This window comes from Burkholderia sp. AW49-1 (genome assembly GCF_053427845.1).
Genome location: NZ_JBSAXF010000010.1, coordinates 162,833 through 182,476 on the forward strand (window position 1 = coordinate 162,833; position 19,644 = coordinate 182,476).

At 69.4% G+C, this 19,644-nt stretch carries 13 protein-coding genes; 10 read left to right on the forward strand and 3 right to left on the reverse strand.

Features of this window, described 5'->3' with window-relative positions:
* Positions 1 to 82 precede the first annotated feature (82 nt).
* The 10 genes from ACV22W_RS17800 to nagE all read left to right on the forward strand — a co-directional run bounded on the left by ACV22W_RS17800 (position 83) and on the right by nagE (position 15,106).
* Positions 83 to 979: an ABC transporter permease gene (locus ACV22W_RS17800; RefSeq protein ID WP_059526182.1), complete on the forward strand. Its 897-nt coding sequence runs from the start codon at positions 83 to 85 to the stop codon at positions 977 to 979.
* 1 nt (position 980) lies between these two features.
* A complete protein-coding gene (locus ACV22W_RS17805; RefSeq protein WP_448020781.1) occupies positions 981 to 1,775 on the forward strand; it encodes an ABC transporter ATP-binding protein in 795 nt (264 codons plus the stop codon).
* 244 nt (positions 1,776 to 2,019) lie between these two features.
* A complete protein-coding gene (gene imuA / locus ACV22W_RS17810; RefSeq protein ID WP_059526176.1) occupies positions 2,020 to 2,727 on the forward strand; it encodes a translesion DNA synthesis-associated protein ImuA in 708 nt (235 codons plus the stop codon).
* The gene (locus ACV22W_RS17815) at positions 2,660 to 4,156 is read left to right on the forward strand and encodes a Y-family DNA polymerase (protein WP_448020783.1); all 1,497 of its coding nucleotides are present in this window, start codon (positions 2,660 to 2,662) and stop codon (positions 4,154 to 4,156) included. The genes imuA and ACV22W_RS17815 overlap by 68 nt, the downstream gene beginning before the upstream one ends.
* A 6-nt stretch (positions 4,157 to 4,162) precedes the next feature.
* Positions 4,163 to 7,378 carry an error-prone DNA polymerase gene (locus ACV22W_RS17820; protein ID WP_448020785.1) on the forward strand — a complete coding sequence of 1,072 codons (3,216 nt, stop codon included), beginning with the start codon at positions 4,163 to 4,165 and terminating at the stop codon, positions 7,376 to 7,378.
* 320 nt (positions 7,379 to 7,698) lie between these two features.
* The gene (locus tag ACV22W_RS17825; RefSeq protein WP_448020787.1) at positions 7,699 to 8,433 is read left to right on the forward strand and encodes a GntR family transcriptional regulator; all 735 of its coding nucleotides are present in this window, start codon (positions 7,699 to 7,701) and stop codon (positions 8,431 to 8,433) included.
* Between the two features lie 121 nt (positions 8,434 to 8,554).
* A complete protein-coding gene (nagA, locus tag ACV22W_RS17830; protein WP_448020788.1) occupies positions 8,555 to 9,658 on the forward strand; it encodes an N-acetylglucosamine-6-phosphate deacetylase in 1,104 nt (367 codons plus the stop codon).
* Positions 9,651 to 10,658 carry an SIS domain-containing protein gene (locus tag ACV22W_RS17835; protein ID WP_448020831.1) on the forward strand — a complete coding sequence of 336 codons (1,008 nt, stop codon included), beginning with the start codon at positions 9,651 to 9,653 and terminating at the stop codon, positions 10,656 to 10,658. Before nagA ends, ACV22W_RS17835 begins: the two co-directional genes overlap by 8 nt.
* Before the next feature lie 15 nt (positions 10,659 to 10,673).
* A complete protein-coding gene (ptsP, locus tag ACV22W_RS17840; RefSeq protein WP_448020790.1) occupies positions 10,674 to 13,256 on the forward strand; it encodes a phosphoenolpyruvate--protein phosphotransferase in 2,583 nt (860 codons plus the stop codon).
* A gap of 86 nt (positions 13,257 to 13,342) precedes the next feature.
* A complete protein-coding gene (gene nagE, locus ACV22W_RS17845; protein ID WP_448020792.1) occupies positions 13,343 to 15,106 on the forward strand; it encodes an N-acetylglucosamine-specific PTS transporter subunit IIBC in 1,764 nt (587 codons plus the stop codon).
* A gap of 174 nt (positions 15,107 to 15,280) precedes the next feature.
* Here the strand turns inward: nagE and ACV22W_RS17850 are convergent, their stop codons facing one another.
* From ACV22W_RS17850 to cydB, 3 genes are all read right to left on the reverse strand, one after another.
* Positions 15,281 to 17,764, reverse strand: coding sequence for a family 20 glycosylhydrolase (locus ACV22W_RS17850; RefSeq protein WP_448020793.1), 2,484 nt, complete (start codon positions 17,762 to 17,764; stop codon positions 15,281 to 15,283).
* A gap of 560 nt (positions 17,765 to 18,324) precedes the next feature.
* Positions 18,325 to 18,447, reverse strand: a complete 123-nt coding sequence (cydX, locus tag ACV22W_RS17855) for a cytochrome bd-I oxidase subunit CydX (protein WP_006483737.1) — start codon at positions 18,445 to 18,447, stop codon at positions 18,325 to 18,327.
* A 54-nt stretch (positions 18,448 to 18,501) separates the two neighbouring features.
* Positions 18,502 to 19,638: a cytochrome d ubiquinol oxidase subunit II gene (gene cydB / locus ACV22W_RS17860; protein WP_175909327.1), complete on the reverse strand. Its 1,137-nt coding sequence runs from the start codon at positions 19,636 to 19,638 to the stop codon at positions 18,502 to 18,504.
* Between the last annotated feature and the right edge of the window lie 6 nt (positions 19,639 to 19,644).

Below are 19,644 nucleotides of genomic sequence, written 5' to 3' on the forward strand. Positions count from 1 at the left end.
GCGAGCGGCTCCCACCCGGGGCCGCCCGTCCGCTTCGCCCGGCCGTACACGTCCGGCCGGGAAGCAACAGGATTTCCCCATCATGTCTCTGTTCTCGTTTCTGGGCGCGCTGGAGATCGGCCTGATCTTCAGTCTCGTCGCCCTCGGGGTGCTGATTTCATTCCGCATCCTCAACTTCCCCGACCTGACCGTCGACGGCAGCTTTCCGCTCGGCGGCGCCGTGGCCGCGACGCTGATTTCCGCCGGCCACGACCCGTTCACGTCGACGGTGATCGCGATCGTCGCGGGCGCGCTGGCCGGCTTCGTCACCGGCTGGCTCAACGTGCGCCTGAAGATCATGGACCTGCTCGCCAGTATCCTGATGATGATCGCGCTCTACTCGGTGAACCTGCGGATCATGGGCCGGCCGAACGTGCCGCTCATCACCGAGCCGACGATCTTCACCGTGCTGCAGCCCGACTGGATGCCCGACTACGTGCTGCGCCCGGCGCTGCTCGCGATCGTCGTCGTGGTCGCGAAGCTCGGCCTCGACTGGTTCTTCTCGTCGCAGCTCGGCCTCGCGATGCGCGCGACCGGCGCGAACCCGCGGATGGCGCGCGCGCAAGGCATCGCGACGGGCCGTGCGACGCTCGCGGGGATGGCGCTGTCGAACGCGCTCGTCGCGCTCGCCGGTGCGCTGTTCGCGCAGACGCAGGGCGGCGCCGACATCTCGATGGGGATCGGCACGATCGTGATCGGGCTGGCCGCGGTGATCATCGGCGAGACGCTGCTGCCCGCGCGCCGGCTCGTGCTGACGACGCTCGCCGTCGTGCTCGGCGCGATCGTCTACCGCTTCTTCATCGCGCTTGCGCTGAACAGCGAATTCATCGGCCTGAAGGCGCAGGACCTGAACCTCGTGACGGCCGCGCTCGTCACGATCGCGCTCGTGTTGCCGGCGACGCGCAAGAAGCTGTTCGCGCGCAAGAACGGAGGGGCCTGACATGCTGTCCGCACACGACCTGAAACTCACGTTCAACCCCGGCACGCCGATCGAGACGCGCGCGTTGCGCGGGCTGTCGCTCGAGATTCCCGACGGCCAGTTCGTCGCGGTGATCGGCTCGAACGGCGCCGGCAAGTCAACCTTCCTCAATGCGGTTAGCGGAGACCAGCGCGTCGATGCGGGACGCATCGCGATCGACGGCACGGACGTCACGCGCAAGGCCGCGTGGGACCGCGCGCACCTCGTCGCGCGCGTGTTCCAGGATCCGATGGCCGGCACTTGCGAGGCGCTGACGATCGAGGAGAACATGGCGCTCGCGATGGCGCGCGGCGCCCGGCGCGGCTTTCGCGCGGCGCTCGACCGGCCGTCGCGCGAGTTGTTCCGCGACAAGCTGCGTCTGCTGAACCTCGGGCTGGAAAACCGGCTGACCGATCGGATCGGGCTGCTGTCGGGCGGTCAGCGGCAGGCGGTGAGCCTCTTGATGGCGTCGCTGCGGCCGTCGCGGATCCTGCTGCTCGACGAGCACACGGCCGCGCTCGACCCGAAGACGGCCGCGTTCGTGCTGGAGCTGACCGCGCGCATCGTCGCCGAGAGCAAGCTGACGACGATGATGGTCACGCACAGCATGCGCCAGGCGCTCGATTACGGCGACCGCACGGTGATGCTGCACCAGGGGCAGGTCGTGCTCGACGTGTCGGGCGACCAGCGCCGCGGGCTCGACGTGCCGGACCTGCTGCAGATGTTCGAGAAGGTGCGGCACGAGCAGCTCGACGACGACGCATTGCTGCTCGGCTGACGCGCGGCGGGCGGGCCGGTGCGGTGCGGGGAACTGCATCGTGTCGGTTCGCCCGGAGGTTGGCGCATCGGCCCGGCGAATCGGGCGACACGATCCGGCTCGCCCGCTCCGGTGCGGAGTAACATGACGGTCGCACCAGTTTTCCCGTCGTTTTTCCTCTGACGAAAAACCGGTTTCGCCTCAGGACTGTGCGACGCGAGCGCATTGCCATATACTGTATATCCATACAGTTGTGGGTGGCGTCATGCTCGCATCCTCCATTTCTCCCGAATCCCTTCATCCGTCGCTCTGGCGCGGCTCGCAGCTCGCGCGCGGCGGTTCGCGCACGATCGACACGGGTTTCGCGCCGCTGTCCGCCGAGCTGCCGGGCGGCGGCTGGCCGGTCGGCGGGCTCGTCGAGTTGCTGGCCGCTCAGCCGGGCTGCGGCGAGATGCGGCTGCTCGCGCCCGCGCTCGCGCGCACCGTCAGCGCGCGGCGTCCGCTCGCGCTCGTCGCGCCGCCTCAGTCGCCGCATGCGACGGCGCTCGCCGGTCTCGGCGTGCCGGCCGACGCACTGCTGTGGCTGCGCGCCGGCAGCCGCACGGATGCCTTGTGGGCCGCCGAGCAGGCGCTCAGGACGGGCTGCTGCGGTGCGCTGCTGCTCTGGCAGGACGCGCGGCCCGATGCGCTGCGGCGCCTGCATCTCGCGGCCGCGCGCACCGGCGACACGCTGTTCGTGATGCTGCGCCCGCTGTCGGCCGCGCGGCAGCCGTCGCCGGCCGTGCTGCGCGTCGCGCTGCATCCGGTGCCGGGCGGCGTGTCGCTCGACATCGTCAAGCGCCGCGGGCCCGCGCGCAGCGAGCCGCTCGCGCTCGATTTGCCGTCGCCCATCGTGGAGAGCCGCTATGCGCGTCTTGCTCGGCATCCATCTGCCGCGCCTGCCGCTCGACGTGTGCGCCCCGCCGCCGTCTGACGGCGCGGCGGACGACGCAGACGACGCAGGCTGCGCGGTGCTCGAGCAAGGTGTCGTGCTGATTGCCGATGCGCCCGCGCGCCGGCAGGGCGTGCGCGCGGGCATGAAGCGCGGCGGCGTGCTGACGCTCGCGCCCGACACGCGGCTCGTCGAACGCGATCCCGCCCGCGAGGCCGATGCGCTGCGCGCGGTCGCGCTCGCATTGCTGCGCTTCTCGCCGTGCGTCGCGCTCGACGACGAAGCGACGCTGATCGTCGACGTCGGTCCGAGCCTGCGCCTGTTCGGCGGCCTGCCGTCGCTGTGCCGCCAGGTGCGCGCGACGCTCGCGGCGCTCGGCTATGCGGCGCGCCTGTCCGCCGCGCCGACCGGGCGCGGCGCGTGGCTGCTCGCACGCATGTCGGCGCGTGCGCGCATCCGGCGCCGCGTGGCCGGGCCGGCTTCGCTCGTCCGTACGCTCGATCGTCTGCCGTGTGCGCTGCTGCCCGACGCGCGCCCGTATGCGGGCTGGTTCGACGGCCTCGGCTGCCGCACGCTCGCCGATCTGCGCGGCCTGCCGCGCGCGGGGCTGCAGCGTCGCTGCGGTCCGGCGCTGCTCGCCGCGCTCGATCGCGCGTACGGCGATGCGATCGAGCCGCTTGCGTGGATGGCGGTGCCGCCCGTGTTCGACGTGCGGCTCGAGTTGCCGGAGCGCGTCGAATACGCGGAAGCCGTGCTGTTCGCCGCGCGGCGGCTCGTCGTGCAGCTCTGCGGGTGGCTGGCCGCGCGGCAGCTGTCGCTGGCCGCGATGACGTTCGATCTCGAGCACGAGCGCGGCCGTCAGGCCGTGCCGCCGACACCGCTCGAACTCGCGTTCGCCGCGCCCGTGCGCGACGAGACGCACTTCATGCGGCTGCTCGGCGAGCGGCTCGCGCGCGTCGAATTACCGGCCGCGGTGATCGCGGTTCGGCTGAAGGCCACGCGCGTCGAATCGGTGGCGCCGCCGGCCGACGATCTTTTCCCCGAGCCGGGCGGCACGAAAGAGACGCGCGCGCGCTTGCTCGAACTGCTGGTCGCGCGGCTCGGCGCGGACAACGTGCTGCGCGCGGCGCCCGTCGCCGATTACCGTCCGGAGGCCGCGAACCGCTGGCTGCCGCTCGATGCGCAGGCGGGCAAGCCGGCCTGCGGGCCGCCGGCCGCGCCGCCGCGTCCCGCGTGGCTGCTGGCCGAGCCGCTGCCGCTGCTGATGCGCGGTGAGCGGCCGGTATTTCATACGCCGCTCCGGATGATGTCGTCGCCGGAGCGGATCGAGGCCGGGTGGTTCGACGGTCAGCTCGCTGCACGCGATTACCACGTCGCGCAGGACGAAGCCGGTGCGTGCTATTGGGTGTTCAGGGAGCGGGCGGGGAGCGAGTCCGAACCGCACTGGTTCCTGCACGGCCTGTTCGGGTGAACGAAGATGGTTGCGCAATTCAGTTTGTTGCCCGATTACGCGGAGTTGTTCTGTCGTTCGAACTTTTCGTTCCTGCATGGCGCGTCGCATGCGGAAGAACTGGTCGAGCGGGCGGCGGAACTCGGCTATCGCGGGATCGCGATCACCGACGAATGCTCGCTTGCCGGCGCGCCGCGCATGCATGTCGCGGCGAAGGCGGAAGGATTGCCGCTCGTCATCGGTTCGTATTTCGATGTCACGCCGGATGATGTCGTGCCCGGCCACGATCCGGGCCCTGGCGCGTTCGGGTTCGTGCTGCTCGCACAGAATCGCGAGGGCTACGGCAATCTTTCCGAGCTGATTTCGTGGCGGCGCATGGCGTCGCCGAAGGGCACGTACAAGCTGACGCCGCGGATGCTGTCGGCGCCGCCGGCCAAGTTCGCCCATTTGCGCGGCATGCCCGACTGCTTCGCGATTCTCGTGCCCGCGTATCCGGTACGCGCGGACGTGCTCGATGCGCAGGTCGCATGGCTTCGCGCGACCTTCGGCGAGCGCGCGCGGCTCGGGCTCGTGCAGTTGCAGCGGGCACTCGACGGCGCGCAGCGCGACGAGATCCGCGAGGCCGGTGAGCGTCGCGGCGTGCGCGTCGTCGCGCTCGGCGACGTGACGATGCATAAGCGCTCATGCAAACCGCTGCAGGACGTGATGACGGCGATTCGTGTCGGGATGCCGGTTTCGGAGTGCGGGTATGCGCTTGCACCGAACGCGGAGCAGCATTTGCGTTCGCGCGGGCGGATCGCGAAGTTGTTTTCGCCGGGCGAGATCGCCGAGACGTGCGCGATGCTCGACGCGTGCGATTTCGACCTCGGCTCGCTGCGCTACGAGTATCCCGACGAGATCGTGCCCGACGGCCACACACCGACGAGCTACCTGGCACAGGAAACGCGGGCGGGCGCGGCCGTGCGTTATCCGCAGGGCATTCCGGAGAAGGTCGAAAAGCTGATCCGCCATGAACTCGACCTGATTGCGAAGCTGAGCTACGAACCGTTCTTCCTGACCGTCTACGACATCGTCAAATATGCACGCAGCCAGAACATCCTGTGCCAGGGCCGCGGCTCGGCCGCGAACTCGGTCGTTTGCTATTGCCTCGGCATCACCGAGGTCGATCCCGATCAGAGCACGATGCTGTTCGAACGCTTCATCAGCGAAAAACGCGGCGAGCCGCCCGATATCGACGTCGACTTCGAGCATCAGCGCCGGGAAGAAGTGATCCAGCATATCTACGAAAAATACGGCAAGAATCGCGCCGCGCTCGCGGCCGCCGTGTCGACATATCGTCCGCGCGGCGTGCTGCGCGAAACCGGCAAGGCGCTCGGCGTCGATCCGATGCTGGTCGATCGAGTCGCGAAGGGGCATCGCTGGTTCGACGGCAGCCGCGACCTGCTGCAGCAATTCTCGTCCACGGGGCTCGACCCGCAAACGCCGCTGATCCGCACGTGGGCCGAACTCGCCGCGCGCTTGCTCAATTTTCCGCGCCACCTGTCGCAGCACTCGGGGGGCTTCGTGATCAGCCGCGGCAAGCTCACGCGGCTCGTGCCGGTCGAGAACGCGGCGATGGACGGGCGGCGCGTGATCCAGTGGGACAAGGACGATCTCGAGGCGCTCGGGCTGATGAAGGTCGACGTGCTCGCGCTCGGCATGCTGTCGGCGCTGCATCGCGCGTTCGACCTGCGCACCGCATGGCGCGGGCCGGAGAAGGACGGCGAACCGTTCACGCTGAAGCATATTCCGCAGGATGACGAAACAACCTACGACATGATCTGCCGCGCCGATACGGTCGGCGTGTTCCAGATTGAATCGCGTGCGCAGATGTCGATGCTGCCGCGGCTGAAGCCGCGCAACTACTACGATCTTGTTGTCCAGGTATCGATCGTGCGACCCGGCCCGATTCAGGGCGGCGCGGTGCATCCGTACCTGAAGCGGCGCAGGATCATGGCCGGCGAAGAGGAGGGTGAGATCACGTATCCGAGCGACGCGCTCAAGGAAGTGCTCGAACGCACGCTTGGCGTGCCGATCTTCCAGGAGCAGGTGATGCAGATCGCGATCGTCGCCGCGGGTTTTACACCCGGTGAAGCGGATGACTTGCGCCGCGCGATGGCCGCATGGAAGCGCAAGGGCAACCTCGAGAAGTATCACGACAAGATCGTCAGCGGGATGCTCGAGCGCGGCTACACGCGCGAATTCGCCGAGCAGATCTTCGAGCAGATCAAGGGCTTCGGCGAATACGGCTTTCCCGAGAGCCACGCGGCCAGCTTCGCGAAACTCGCGTACGCGAGCAGCTGGCTCAAATGCCACGAACCCGCGATCTTCGTCGCCGCGCTGCTGAACAGCCAGCCGATGGGCTTCTACGCACCCGCGCAGCTCGTGCAGGACGCGAAGCGCCACGGCGTGAAGGTCTTCCCGGCCGACGTCACGCGCAGCGGCTGGGAGGCGTCGCTCGAAGCGCTGCCCAGCCAGCCGCCGCCACGCGGCCAGCCCGCGGTGCGGCTCGGCCTGTCGCTCGTGCGCGGCCTCGGCGAGGCCGCCGCGCGGCGCATCGAGGCCGCGCGCGCGGCCGGCCCGTTCGAGAACGTCGATGCGCTCGCGCGCCGCGCGCAGCTCGAACGGCGCGATCTCGAAGCGCTCGCCGCCGCGAACGCGCTCGCGACGCTCGCCGGCCATCGCCGCGATGCATTGTGGCAGGCCGTCGCCGCAGCACCGGAGCGCGACCTGCTCGCCGCCGCGCCGATCGACGAAACGGAGCAGCCCGTGCTCGGCGCGCCGTCGGAAGCCGACGATATCCTCGCCGACTATCACACCACCGGCCTCACGCTGAACCGCCACCCGGTCGCGCTGCTGCGTCCCGCGCTGCGCGCGCAGCGGCTGTCGTCCGCGGTCGAGTTGCGCGACCGTCCCGACGGCCGGCTCGCGCGCGCGTGCGGGCTCGTGATCGCGCGGCAGATGCCGGGCACCGCGAAGGGCGTGATGTTCATGACGCTCGAGGACGAGACGGGCTGCGTGAACGTGATCGTGCGGCCCGAACTGCTCGCGCGGCAGCGCCGCGAAACGCTCGATTCGCGGCTGCTCGCGGCGTCGGGCGTGTGGCAGGTCGTCAGCGACGTGAGGCACCTCGTCGCGCAGCATTTCGAGGATCTGACGCCGCTGCTCGGCGGCCTGCGCACGTCGAGCCGCGAGTTCCACTGACGCGGCGTGCCGGCACGCCGCCCGCACGCTGTCTCCGGATGCATACCAGTCGGCCGAACTGGTTCTATTTCGGTATCGTTTTCGGCTTCTCAAGCTTGGCAAATCCGGCCCGGGAACTGTCCCCTTGCATACCAATCCGGGTAAATCCCTATCCCGCATCGCATTGTAAACAAAGGCTTTGCGGCAACTAAAACGCTTGCCGGGCAAGGCTCCCGGCGATTTTCGCGCCGCTAATACCAGTTCGTTGACTGGTATTATGGTGGTTATATAATGCGTTCACTTTCGACGGTCCGAGATCGTCGTCCGACACCCGGAGGCACATGGAAACCGGCTGGTCCGAACTGGCGCCCGATCCCCTCGACGACACGCCGCTGTATCTGCAGCTCGCCCGCAACCTGGCGAGCGCGATTCACGCCGGCGCGTGGCGGGCCGGCGAGGCGCTGCCGTCGGAGCGGCTGCTGTCGGGGTCGGTCGGCGTGTCGCGTATCACGGCCCGCCGTGCGCTCGCGCTGCTGGTCGAGCAGGGGCTGATCAAGCGGGCGCGCGGTGCGGGCAGCTTCATCACGCCGCGCGTCGCCGATCCGCTGTCGCGTCTCGTCGGCTTCACCGCGAAGATGCAGCAGCGCGGTTTCGTCCCCGATTCGGTGTGGCTGTCGCGCACGCTGCGCACCGCGAGCCGCGACGAGATCACGCGTCTCGGCCTCGCGCCGGGTGCGACGGTCGCGCGGCTCGAGCGGCTGCGCCGCGCGGACGGCATCGTGATGGCCGTCGAGCATTCGACGTTGCCGGCCGCGGTGGTGCCCGATCCGCAGGCGCTCGGCGCGTCGCTGTACGAATACCTCGACGCCCGCGGGATGACCGTCGTGCGCGCGCTGCAGCACTTTCGCGCGGCGAACGCGACGCACGAGATCGCGAAGTGGATGTCAGTGAAGCCGGGCTCGGCCCTGCTCGTGATCACGCGCATCGGCTACGGTGCCGACCAGCGCGCGATCGAAGTGTCCGAAACGTATTGCCGCGACGATTACTACGACTTCGTCGCCGAACTGAAACGCTGACGCGCGGGACTGCGCGCACTCCGCGCGATCGCAATGGAACGCAATCGCGCGCAATGAATCGCAACGAATTTGCAAATCGCGACGCGAATGTCCGCGTCACCAGATCATCAAGAGAAACGTCATGCTGACTGGAAACATCCTCACCCCCGACGGCTGGATTCTCGGCTCGCTCGACAGCGAGAACGGCCGCATCACCACGCTCGACGGCACGCCTGCCGATCCCGCGAAGAACGACGCGCCGTACATCCTGCCCGGCTTCATCGACCTGCACGTGCACGGCGGCGGCGGCGCCGACGTGATGGAAGGCGGCGACGCGATCGAGACGATCGCGCGCACGCACGCGCAGTTCGGCACGACGAGCCTGCTCGCGACGACGATGACCGCGCCGCGCGACGAACTGATGCAGGTCGTCGCGAATCTCGGCACCGTCGCGCGCACCCGTACGCCCGGCGGCGCGCGCGTGCTCGGCGTGCATCTCGAAGGGCCGTACATCAACCCCGGCAAGCTCGGCGCGCAGCCGGACGCGGCCGTGTCGGCCGTGCTCGACGAAGTGCTGAAGTACCTGTCGATCGCGCCGATCCGGGTCGTCACGCTCGCGCCGGAAATCGCCGGTCACATCGAGATCATCGGCGAGATGGCCGCGCGCGGCGTGCGCGTGCAGCTGGGCCACTCGCTCGCGACCTACGACGACGCCGTCGCAGCGCTCAAGCACGGCGCATGCGGCTTCACGCACCTGTTCAACGCGATGTCGCCGCTGCATCACCGCAACCCGGGCCTCGTCGGCGCCGCACTCGCGCATGCCGAATACGCGGAAATCATCCCCGACCTGCTGCACGTGCATCCGGGCGCGATTCGTGCGGCCCTGCGCGCGATCCCGCGCCTGTACGTCGTGACCGACAGCACGTCCGCCACCGGCATGCCCGACGGCGAATACCGGCTCGGCAGCCAGCACGTGACCAAGTGCCTCGGCGGCGTGCGGCTCGCCGACGGCACGCTTGCCGGCAGCACGCTGACGATGGACCAGGCGCTGCGCAACCTCGTGTCGCTCGGCCTGCCGATCGCCGACGTGTCGAACCGGATGTCGCGCTATGCGGCCGACTACCTCGGCGTCGCCGATCGCGGCCGCCTCGAGCGAGGCGCATGGGCCGACCTCGCCGTGTTCGATCGCGACCTGAACCTCACCGCGACCTACGTCGAAGGAGAATCGATTGTCGAATATGCTTAAGGAAGCGCGCGAGTCCGCCCAGGTCGTCGCCGCGCAACTCGCCGACACCGCGCGCGTCGAAGCGCTCGCCGGCCAACTCCTCGATCACCCGCCGGCCGTCGCGCTGACGGTCGCGCGCGGCAGCTCGGATCACGCCGCCAGCTATTTCGCGAGCCTGACGATGAGCCGACTCGGCGTGCCCGTCGCATCGCTGCCGATGTCGGTCGCGACGCTGCAGCAGGCGCCGTTGAAGGTGCAGGACCAGCTCGCGCTGGCATTCTCCCAGTCGGGCAAGAGCCCCGACCTCGTCAACACGATGGCCGCGCTGCGCGAGGCCGGCGCGCGCACCGTCGCCGCCGTCAACGTGCTGCCGTCGCCGCTCGCCGACGCGTGCGAGCATCAGCTGCCGCTGCTGGCCGGACCCGAACTGTCGGTCGCCGCGACCAAGAGCTACATCGCGATGCTGTCGCTGTCCGCGCAGATCGTCGCGTACTGGCAACGCGACGCCGCGCTGATCACGGCACTGCGCGGCCTGCCCGACGTGCTCGCGCAGGCGGGCCGGCTCGACTGGTCGCCGGCCGTCGCCGCGCTCGCGGGCATCGAGCGGATGATCGTGATCGGCCGCGGCCTCGGTCTTGCGATCGCGCAGGAAGCGGCGCTGAAACTGAAGGAAACCTCCGGCATCCAGGCCGAGGCGTTCTCGAGCGCCGAAGTCCGACACGGCCCGATGGAACTGATCGACCGCGACTATCCGCTGCTCGTGTTCGCGCCGCCGGGCCCGGAGCAGGCCGGGCTGCTGCAGCTCGCGCAGGACATGCGCGCACGCGGTGCGGCCGTGCTGCTCGCGGCGCCCGCCGGCACGCCCGGCGCGACCTTGCCGCTCGCGCAGTCTGCCCATTCGGCGCTCGACCCGATCGCCGCCATTCTTTCGTTCTACGTGATGGCGGCGGATCTCGCCGTCGCGCGCGGCCGCAATCCCGACACGCCGCGCCACCTGAACAAAGTCACCGAAACGCACTGATAGCCGAGACAGCCGATGAGACGCGCCGAGGAGTCCCAGTTGAAGAGTTCCGCCCATGATCAGATCGTCCTGCTTGCCCCGCTGACCGGGCCGATCGTCGCGCTGGCCGACGTGCCCGATCCGGTGTTCTCCGGCGGGATGTTCGGCGACGGCATCGGCATCGATCCGCTCGCGGGCCGGCTCGTCGCGCCGTGCGCGGGCATCGTGTCGCATCTCGCGCGCACCGGCCATGCGGTGACGATCACGACGCCGCAGGGCGCGGAAGTGCTGCTGCACATCGGCATCGACACCGTCGAGCTGAACGGGCAGGGCTTCACCGCGCGCGTCGAAGCCGGCGCGCGCGTCGCGGCGGGCGACCTGCTGATCGAGTTCGATCAGGACGCGGTCGCGCGCAGTGCGCATTCGCTGGTTTCGGTGATCGCGATCGCGAACTCGGACGCGTTCGACGTCGTCGAGCGCGCGAGCGGTTTCGCGACGGCCGGCGAGACGCCGCTGCTGACGCTGCGCGGCAAGGGCGAGGCCGCCGCGCGGGCGGCGCAGGCCGGCGCGGCGGCGCTGAACGAAGTGCGCCGCCAAGTCGTGCTGACGCAGCCCGGCGGCCTGCACGCGCGTCCGGCCGCGCGGGTGCGCGAAGCCGCGCGCGGGCTCGACGCACATGTGGATGTGCTTTTCGACGGCCGCAAGGCGCCGATCGCAAGCGTGGTCGGCCTGCTCGGCCTCGGCGCCGGCGAAGGCGCGACGATCGAACTGGTCGGCCGCGGCGCGCACGCGCGGGAAGCCGTCGAAGCGGTCGAGCATGAGTTGCTGCGCGAAGCGCACGGCGAGGTCGAGGAAAGGCCGGCGCGGCTCAAGTCGCCCGCACCGCAGCCGATCGTGCGCAACACCGGCGCAACACTCGATCCGAACACGCTCGCGGGCGTGTGCGCGGCGCCCGGCATCGCGGTCGGCACGCTGGTGCGTCTCGACGATGCGGACATCGTGCCGCCCGAACAGGCGACCGGCACGCCCGCGTCGGAAAGCCGCCGGCTCGACCAGGCGCTGACGGCGGTCGATGCCGAACTCGACGAAACGGTGCGTAACGCATCGGCGCGCGGCGCGGTCGGCGAGGCGGGAATCTTCGCGGTGCATCGCGTTCTGCTCGAGGACCCGACGCTGGTCGACGCGGCGCGCGACCAGATCAGCCTCGGCAAGAGCGCGGGCTTCGCGTGGCGCGCGACGATCCGCGCGCAGATCGATACGCTGTCGAAGCTCGACGACGCGCTGCTCGCCGAGCGCGCGGCGGACCTTCGCGACATCGAGAAGCGGGTGCTGCGCGCGCTCGGCCACACGAGCGGCGCGACGCGCACGCTGCCCGACGAGGCCGTGCTCGCCGCAGAGGAATTCACGCCGTCGGATCTGTCGTCGCTCGATCGCCAGCGCGTGACCGCGCTCGTGATGGCGCGCGGCGGTGCGACGTCGCATGCGGCGATCATCGCGCGCCAGCTCGGCATTCCGGCGCTCGTCGCGGTCGGCGACGCGCTGTACGCGATTCCGGACGGCACGCAGGTCGTCGTCGATGCGAGCGCGGGCCGTCTCGAACACGCACCGACCGCGCTCGACGTCGAACGCGCACGCCACGAACGCCAGCGCCTGGACGGCGTGCGCGAAGCGAACCGGCAACAGGCCGGCGCTGCCGCCGCGACCATCGACGGCCGCGCCATCGAGGTCGCCGCGAACATCGCGACGCTCGACGACGCGAACACCGCGGTCGACAACGGTGCGGACGCGGTCGGCCTGCTGCGCACCGAACTGATGTTCATCCATCGCCAGGCCGCGCCGAGCGTCGTCGAGCACCAGCAGAGCTACCAGTCGATCGTCGACGCGCTGCAGGGCCGCACCGCGATCATCCGCACGCTCGACGTCGGCGCCGACAAGGAAGTCGACTACCTGACGCTGCCGCCCGAACCGAACCCGGCGCTCGGCCTCCGTGGCATTCGCCTCGCGCAGGTGCGCCCCGATCTGCTCGACGATCAGCTGCAGGGCCTGCTCGCGGTGAAGCCGTTCGGCGCGGTGCGGATCCTGTTGCCGATGGTGACGGATGCGGGCGAGCTCGTGCGGCTGCGCAAGCGTATCGACGAATTCGCGCGTGCGCAGGGCCGTACCGAGCCGATCGAGGTCGGCGTGATGATCGAGGTGCCGTCGGCGGCACTGCTCGCCGACCAACTCGCGCAGCACGCGGATTTCCTGTCGATCGGCACCAACGACCTGACGCAGTACACGCTCGCGATGGACCGCTGCCAGGCCGATCTGGCCGCGCAGTCCGACGGCCTGCATCCGGCCGTGCTGCGCCTGATCGACATCGCGGTGCGCGGCGCGGCAAAGCACGGCAAGTGGGTCGGCGTGTGCGGCGCGCTCGGCGGCGATCCGCTCGCGGTGCCGATCCTCGTCGGCCTCGGCGTGACCGAACTGTCGGTCGACCCGGTGTCGGTGCCGGGCATCAAGGCGCGCGTGCGCCGTCTCGATTACCAGCTGTGTCGCCAGCGTGCACAGGATCTGCTCGCACTCGACTCGGCACAGGCGGTAAGGGCAGCAAGCCGCGAGGTTTGGCCGCTCGACTGAACGTCGACGGCGGGCGCGCGAGCGTTTCACCACGCAAGCAATTAGGTCAACGACGATTAATGACGAGACATGGATTGGAGGACTGAATGGACGGGAATCCGTTTCTGAAGATACAGGGCCTGGGCCGGGCGCTGATGCTGCCGATCGCGGTGTTGCCGGTCGCCGGCATCCTGCTGCGGCTCGGACAGCCGGACGTGTTCAACATCAAGATGATCGCCGATGCCGGCGGCGCGATCTTCGACAACCTGCCGCTGCTGTTCGCGATCGGCGTGGCGGTCGGTTTCGCGAAGGACAACAACGGCGTGGCGGCACTCGCGGGCGCGATCGGTTACCTGATCGAAACCGCGATCATGAAGGATATCGATCCCAAGCTGAACATGGGCGTGCTGTCCGGGATCATCGCGGGCGTGGTCGCGGGCTTGCTGTACAACCGCTACAAGGACATCAAGCTGCCGGACTACCTCGCGTTCTTCGGCGGCAAGCGGTTCGTGCCGATCATCACGGGGCTGGTGTGCGTGGTACTCGGCATCGCGTTCGGGTACGTGTGGCAGCCGATCCAGCATGCGATCGACGCGGCCGGCCAGTGGCTGACGACGGCAGGCGCGATCGGTGCGTTCGTGTTCGGCTTCCTGAACCGCCTGTTGCTCGTCACTGGCCTGCACCACATCATCAACTCGCTCGCGTGGTTCGTGTTCGGCAACTTCACGCCGCCGGCCGGCGGCGAGCTCGTGCACGGCGACCTGCACCGCTTCTTCGCGGGCGATCCGACCGCGGGCACCTTCATGGCCGGCTTCTTCCCGATCATGATGTTCGGCCTGCCGGCCGCGTGTCTCGCGATGCTGCATGAAGCGCCGAAGGAGCGCCGCGCGATGGTCGGCGGCCTGCTGTTCTCGATGGCGCTCACGTCGTTCCTGACCGGGGTGACCGAGCCGATCGAATTCAGCTTCATGTTCCTCGCACCGGTGCTGTACGTGATCCACGCGGTGCTCACGGGGCTGTCGCTCGCGATCTGCCAGATCCTCGGCGTGAAGCTCGGCTTCACGTTCTCGGCCGGCGCGATCGACTACGTGCTGAACTACGGGCTGTCGACGAAGGGCTGGATCGCGGTGCCGCTCGGTATCGCATACGGCGTCGCGTATTACGGACTGTTCCGCTTCTTCATCCGCAAGTTCAACATGGCGACGCCGGGCCGCGAGCCGGCCTCGGGCGATGCGGCGGCCGATTCGTACGCATCGGGCGGCTTCGTCGCGCCGGCGGCCGGCGCCGCCGCGGCAGCACCGCGTGCGCAGCGCTATATCGCCGCGCTCGGTGGTGCCGGCAACCTGACGGTCGTCGACGCATGCACGACGCGCCTGCGCCTGACCGTCGTCGATCCGGAGAAGGTGTCGGAGCCGGAACTGAAGTCGATCGGCGCGCGCGGCGTGCTCAAGCGCGGCGGCAACAGCGTGCAGGTGATCATCGGGCCCGAGGCCGACATCATTGCCGACGAGATGCGCTCGGCGATCGGCAGCGGCGCGACCGGCGCCGCCGTGACGGCCACGGCCGCTGCGGCTCAACCGGTCACGGGCGCGGCAGCCGGTCCGCTCGATCCCGATCCGCTGCGCTGGCTCGCGGTGTTCGGCGGGGCGACCAACGTCGCTTCGCTCGACGCGATCGCGACCACGCGCTTGCGCGTCGTCGTGCGTGACGCATCCGCGGTCGATCGCGATCGACTCGGCGCGCTCGATGTCGCATGGGTGTCGCCGGACACGTTCCACATCGTCTGCGGCAACGCGGCGGCACGCTACGCGGAACAGCTCGGCGCGCGCCTGACGTCGACGGGCGGCGGGGCGGCACCGCAACCGGCCTGATCCGGCACGATGCGATGAGGTGGGCCCGATCCGTGTGGCGGGTTCGGGCCGCCGGTCGGTAAAACGAAAACGGCTTGCGATACGTCGCAAGCCGTTTTGCTTTGGCAGGGCGTGGGCGCGATGCAATCGTCCGCATCGCGCACCGCTTGCGCGGATCTGCAACTGCTCAATCGTTCACGGGTTCGTCAGCGTGAAGGTCGGCTTCCGGTAGCCGATGCCGGCCCGGTCGAGCTTCGGCAATTCGCGTTGCGTGAGCAGCGTCGCGAAGCCAGCCCAGTCGCGCTGCAGCGCGGCCAGGTCGACGTGATGCGTGTCGCCGCGCTTGAAGCGCACGCCGGCCGCATACGGCAGCTCCCAGTCGGCCCGGTGCCACGCGCGTTCGGCGAGCGCGAGCAGCCGCGGATAGGCCATGTATTCGAGGAACGTGTCGTTGCGCATCACCTCGCCCCACGCCTGCCCCTGCATGCCTTCGATGCGCGGCGCGGGGCCGGTGCCCGTCACCTCGAACGCGTTGCCGTCACGATCGCCCATCACTTCGGCGTTCTGCGGCAGGTTCTCGGGCGCGAACGAGAACACCTTGTACTCGTCCGTCGCGTGCGAGCCCCAGTAATAGCCGCGCTCGCGCGGGTTGAGCGTGTACGGGAAGTCGAAGTACAGGTAGTCGGGCAGCGCGAGCACCGTCTGGTAACCCTTGCCGCTCAGGTCGCGTGCGCTGTCCGACGCGCCCCAGAAGATCGTGTCCCACAGCGACACCATCACGTGGCGCGTGCTGAAGTCCTGCGGCCCGTTCGCATGCTTGATGCCGTCCTGCCACGCGGCCATCGTGTCGATCCCGTTCGCGTCGACCGCCGCGCTCACCTGTTTCGCGAAACGCGTCGGCAGCTCGTCGATCGACTTGATCTCGCCGCGCTGGAGCAGTGCCGTGCACGCGGGCGAACGCGCCCACGGCTTGTCCTGCGCGGCGACATCGATGCGTCCCTTGTTCGGGTCGGTGCCGTTCAGCGGCTGGAAGCCCCCGCCGAGGAAGATGTTCTTCGCCTCGTCGCCGCCGTAGTGCCAGGTGTGCAGCGGCGCCTGCGCGTCCGCATGCATCGCCGCGATCTCGCGGATCACCTTCGACGCGAAATTGAGCGCGCCCGGCACGCACGGATTCAGGTCGCTGCGCCGGTCGTAGAACTGCACCGTCGTCAGGTTCGTCGTGTCCTGCGGATCGAGCAGCCGGTACGCGTTCGCTTCCTGCTCGCGGCCGGCCGCGTGCAGCCGCCGGTAGCGCGCCTCCATCGTCACGACGGCTGCGCGCGCATGCGCGGGCATGTCGATCTCGGGGATGATCCTCACGAAGCGTGCAGCCGCGTAGCGTACGAGCGCCACGTAGTCGTCGCGCGTCAGGTAGCCGCCGCCCGAGCGGTTGTCGGGGCCCGAGCCGAGTTGCGGCAGCAGGCAACGCGTCTCGCTCGGGTCGTGACAGCGGCGTGAGCCGATGTCGGTCAGCTCCGGCAGACCGGGAATCTCGATGCGCCAGCCTTCGTCGTCGGACAGATGCAGGTGCAGGCGGTTGAGCTTGTACGCGCTCATCTGGTCGATCAGGCGGCGCAGCGTCGCCGGGTGCTTGAAGTTGCGCGCGAGGTCGACGTGCATCCCGCGATGCGTGAAGCGCGGCGCATCCTCGACGAGCATCGCCGGGATCGGGCCGCCGCCGGCGGGCGCGAGCGAGTAGAGCGTCTGCACGCCGTAGTAGAGGCCCGCGCGATCGTAGCCTTCGATCAGCACGCCGCGCGGCCCGATCGCGAGCCGGTAGCCGCCCGGTACCGCAATGTCGGCCGGCAGCCGGCGCGGTGCGACTGCTCCGCGGACCGGCACGCGCGCGCCGTCGAGCCCGAGTGTCGTCGCACGTTCGCGCAGCGCAGCGATCTGCACGTCCGGCAGGTCCGGCAGCGCGAGCTCGACGCCGCGCAGGTCGAGCGTGCCGGGCAGTGGCTGTTCGCGCTTCACGCTCGGCAGTGCGCGGCTCGCGTCGGGGCGTGCCGCCACGGGCGGCGCGTTGCCGGTCGAATTGTTCTGCGCGTCGGCCGGTAGCGATTCGACATAGCGGAGCTCGTCGTCGGTGTCGTTGTAGCGGAGCACGGCGGGCGGTGCGCCGTCGACGACGACATACGGGCGCGGAATCACGTCGCTGTAGCGCAGCAGCCAGTATTCGGCGACGAACGGCAGTTCGATGCGTTCGCCGGGCGCGAGCCGCACCGAGCCCGGCTGCGGCGTCAGCTCGTACAGGTCGCCGGTGAGCCGCCGCAGCGCGAAGCCCGGACGATCGATCCGCAGCAGCCGGCGGATGCTGTGCAGGTACAGCTTCCAGCCACCGTCGGCGATCGTCTGGTGGCCGCGGTTCTGCAGGATCAGGCGGCCGGTCGCGCAGGCCGCGCCGTCGGCGCCGAGATCGGCGCACGGCACGCCGGCCGCGGCCGCGTGGTTGTTGTCGACGGCGACGCGCAGCGCGAGGCCGTTCGACAGAAGCATCGCGAGACTGGCCGCTTGCGCGGCCGGTTGTGCGATGCCGGTCGCCGCGACAGCGGCGGTCGGCGTCGGCTGCGCGCCGATGGCGACAGGCGGCAGCGCCGCGATCAACAGGGCGGCAACGAAGGATGGCAAGGTGTGCTTCATTCGAACTCCTGAGAAAAAAGTGGGCGTGGCGGCGTCGTTGGGGGCGACGTCGCCGCGATCGGGTCTTTCAATGGAGCTGCGGGAAATGCCCGCGCACGGGGCGATGCGGCCGCACCGCGCGCATTCGGCACGCGGGGGCGTGCGTTACGGAACGGGAGGCGGACAAGCGTGCCGATCGGATCGGTGGGGTGGCGGATGCGTGCTCATCGGCGGCGCACGACAATCGCCGCGGCAACGATGCGACCGCGGCGGAATGGGTTAGACCGGCGGCCGCGCACGATCGCAACGGCGGCCGCTGCCGCATACGCATGGCAACTCGGCGCGCGGGCGCGCGCCAGACACGGGATTCGCATGTCTCCCCCACCAGATGGATTCGGCCTGTCGGCGGCCGTGTCCAAAGATCTTATGAAACCTTTGATTGGTATTCAAGTGGTATCAATCTGGCGCTAAATTGGCATCGAGGAATCGCGGGTGCGCCGATGGCACGGACGAAAAAAAACCTCGCGTGACGCGAGGTTCGTTCCGGACGGGAGGGGCGGTGCAAGCCGCCCCGCGCGCGATCAGTCGCGGCGTGCGCGCACCGGCGCTTCCTGCGGCTTCTGCCGCGCTTCGAGCCACATCGCGTTGACGATGCCGAACGACAGCGCGACGCCGATACCGAGAATCCAGCTGAAATACCACATGATCCGACTCCTTGCGAAACGGTGGGCGAGGGCGCGTGGGCGCCCCGGCCAGGTTCAATACATCGAGTGCTTGTTCTCTTCGAGCGACTGATGCGTGACCTTGCCGCGCATCACGCGATACACCCAGCTCGTGTAGAGCAGGATGATCGGCAGGAACACGATCACCGCGAACAGCATCACCTGCAGCGTCATGTGGCTCGACGTCGAATCCCACACGGTCAGGCTGCTGCGCGGGTCGAGCGACGACGGCATGATGAACGGGAACATCGAGAAGCCTGCAGTCAGGATCACGCCGGTGATCATCAGGCCGGTGCAGAAGAACGCCGTCTTTTCCTGCTTCGAGCCGGCGAGCAGCAGCGCGAGCAGGCCACCCGCGATCCCGACGACGGGGGCCGCGATCATCCACGGATACTCGCCGTAATTCGCGAGCCACAGGCCCGAGCCGGCGGCGACGTCCTTGAGCAGCGGGTTCGCGACCGTGTCGGTCGGCGCGGCGTGCGTGATGTGGAAGCCGCCGATGGTCGACGCGATCAGCACGCCGGCCAGCACGAACAGCACGACCGCGAGGAGCGCCGACACGCGCAGCGCGATCGACGCGCGGCGTGCGATCACGCCGTCGGTCTTCATCTTGATGAACGCGGCGCCGTGCGCGACGAGCATCGTGAGGCTGACGAGCCCGCAGAGCAGCGCGAACGGGTTCAGCAGCGCCCAGAAGCCGCCGTAGTAGGTCACGCGCAGGTCGCTGTCGAATTTGAACGGCACGCCCTGCAGCAGGTTGCCGAACGCGACGCCGAACACCAGCGCCGGCACGAAGCCGCCGACGAACAGGCCCCAGTCCCAGCCGGCGCGCCAGCGCGGGTCGGGCCGCTTGCTGCGATAGTCGAAGCCGACCGGCCGGAAGAATAGCGCGAACAGCACGAGCAGCATCGCGAAGTAGAAGCCGGAGAACGACGCGGCATAGACGAGCGGCCAGGCGGCGAACATCGCGCCGCCGGCCGTGATCAGCCACACCTGGTTGCCTTCCCACGTCGCGCCGACCGTGTTGACGATGATGCGGCGTTCCTCGTCGGTCTTGCCGAGGAACGGCAGCAGCGCGGTCGCGCCCATGTCGAAGCCGTCGGTGACGGCGAAGCCGATCAGCAGCACGCCGACGAGCAGCCACCAGATCAGCTTGAGAGTTGCATAGTCCATAGCGAT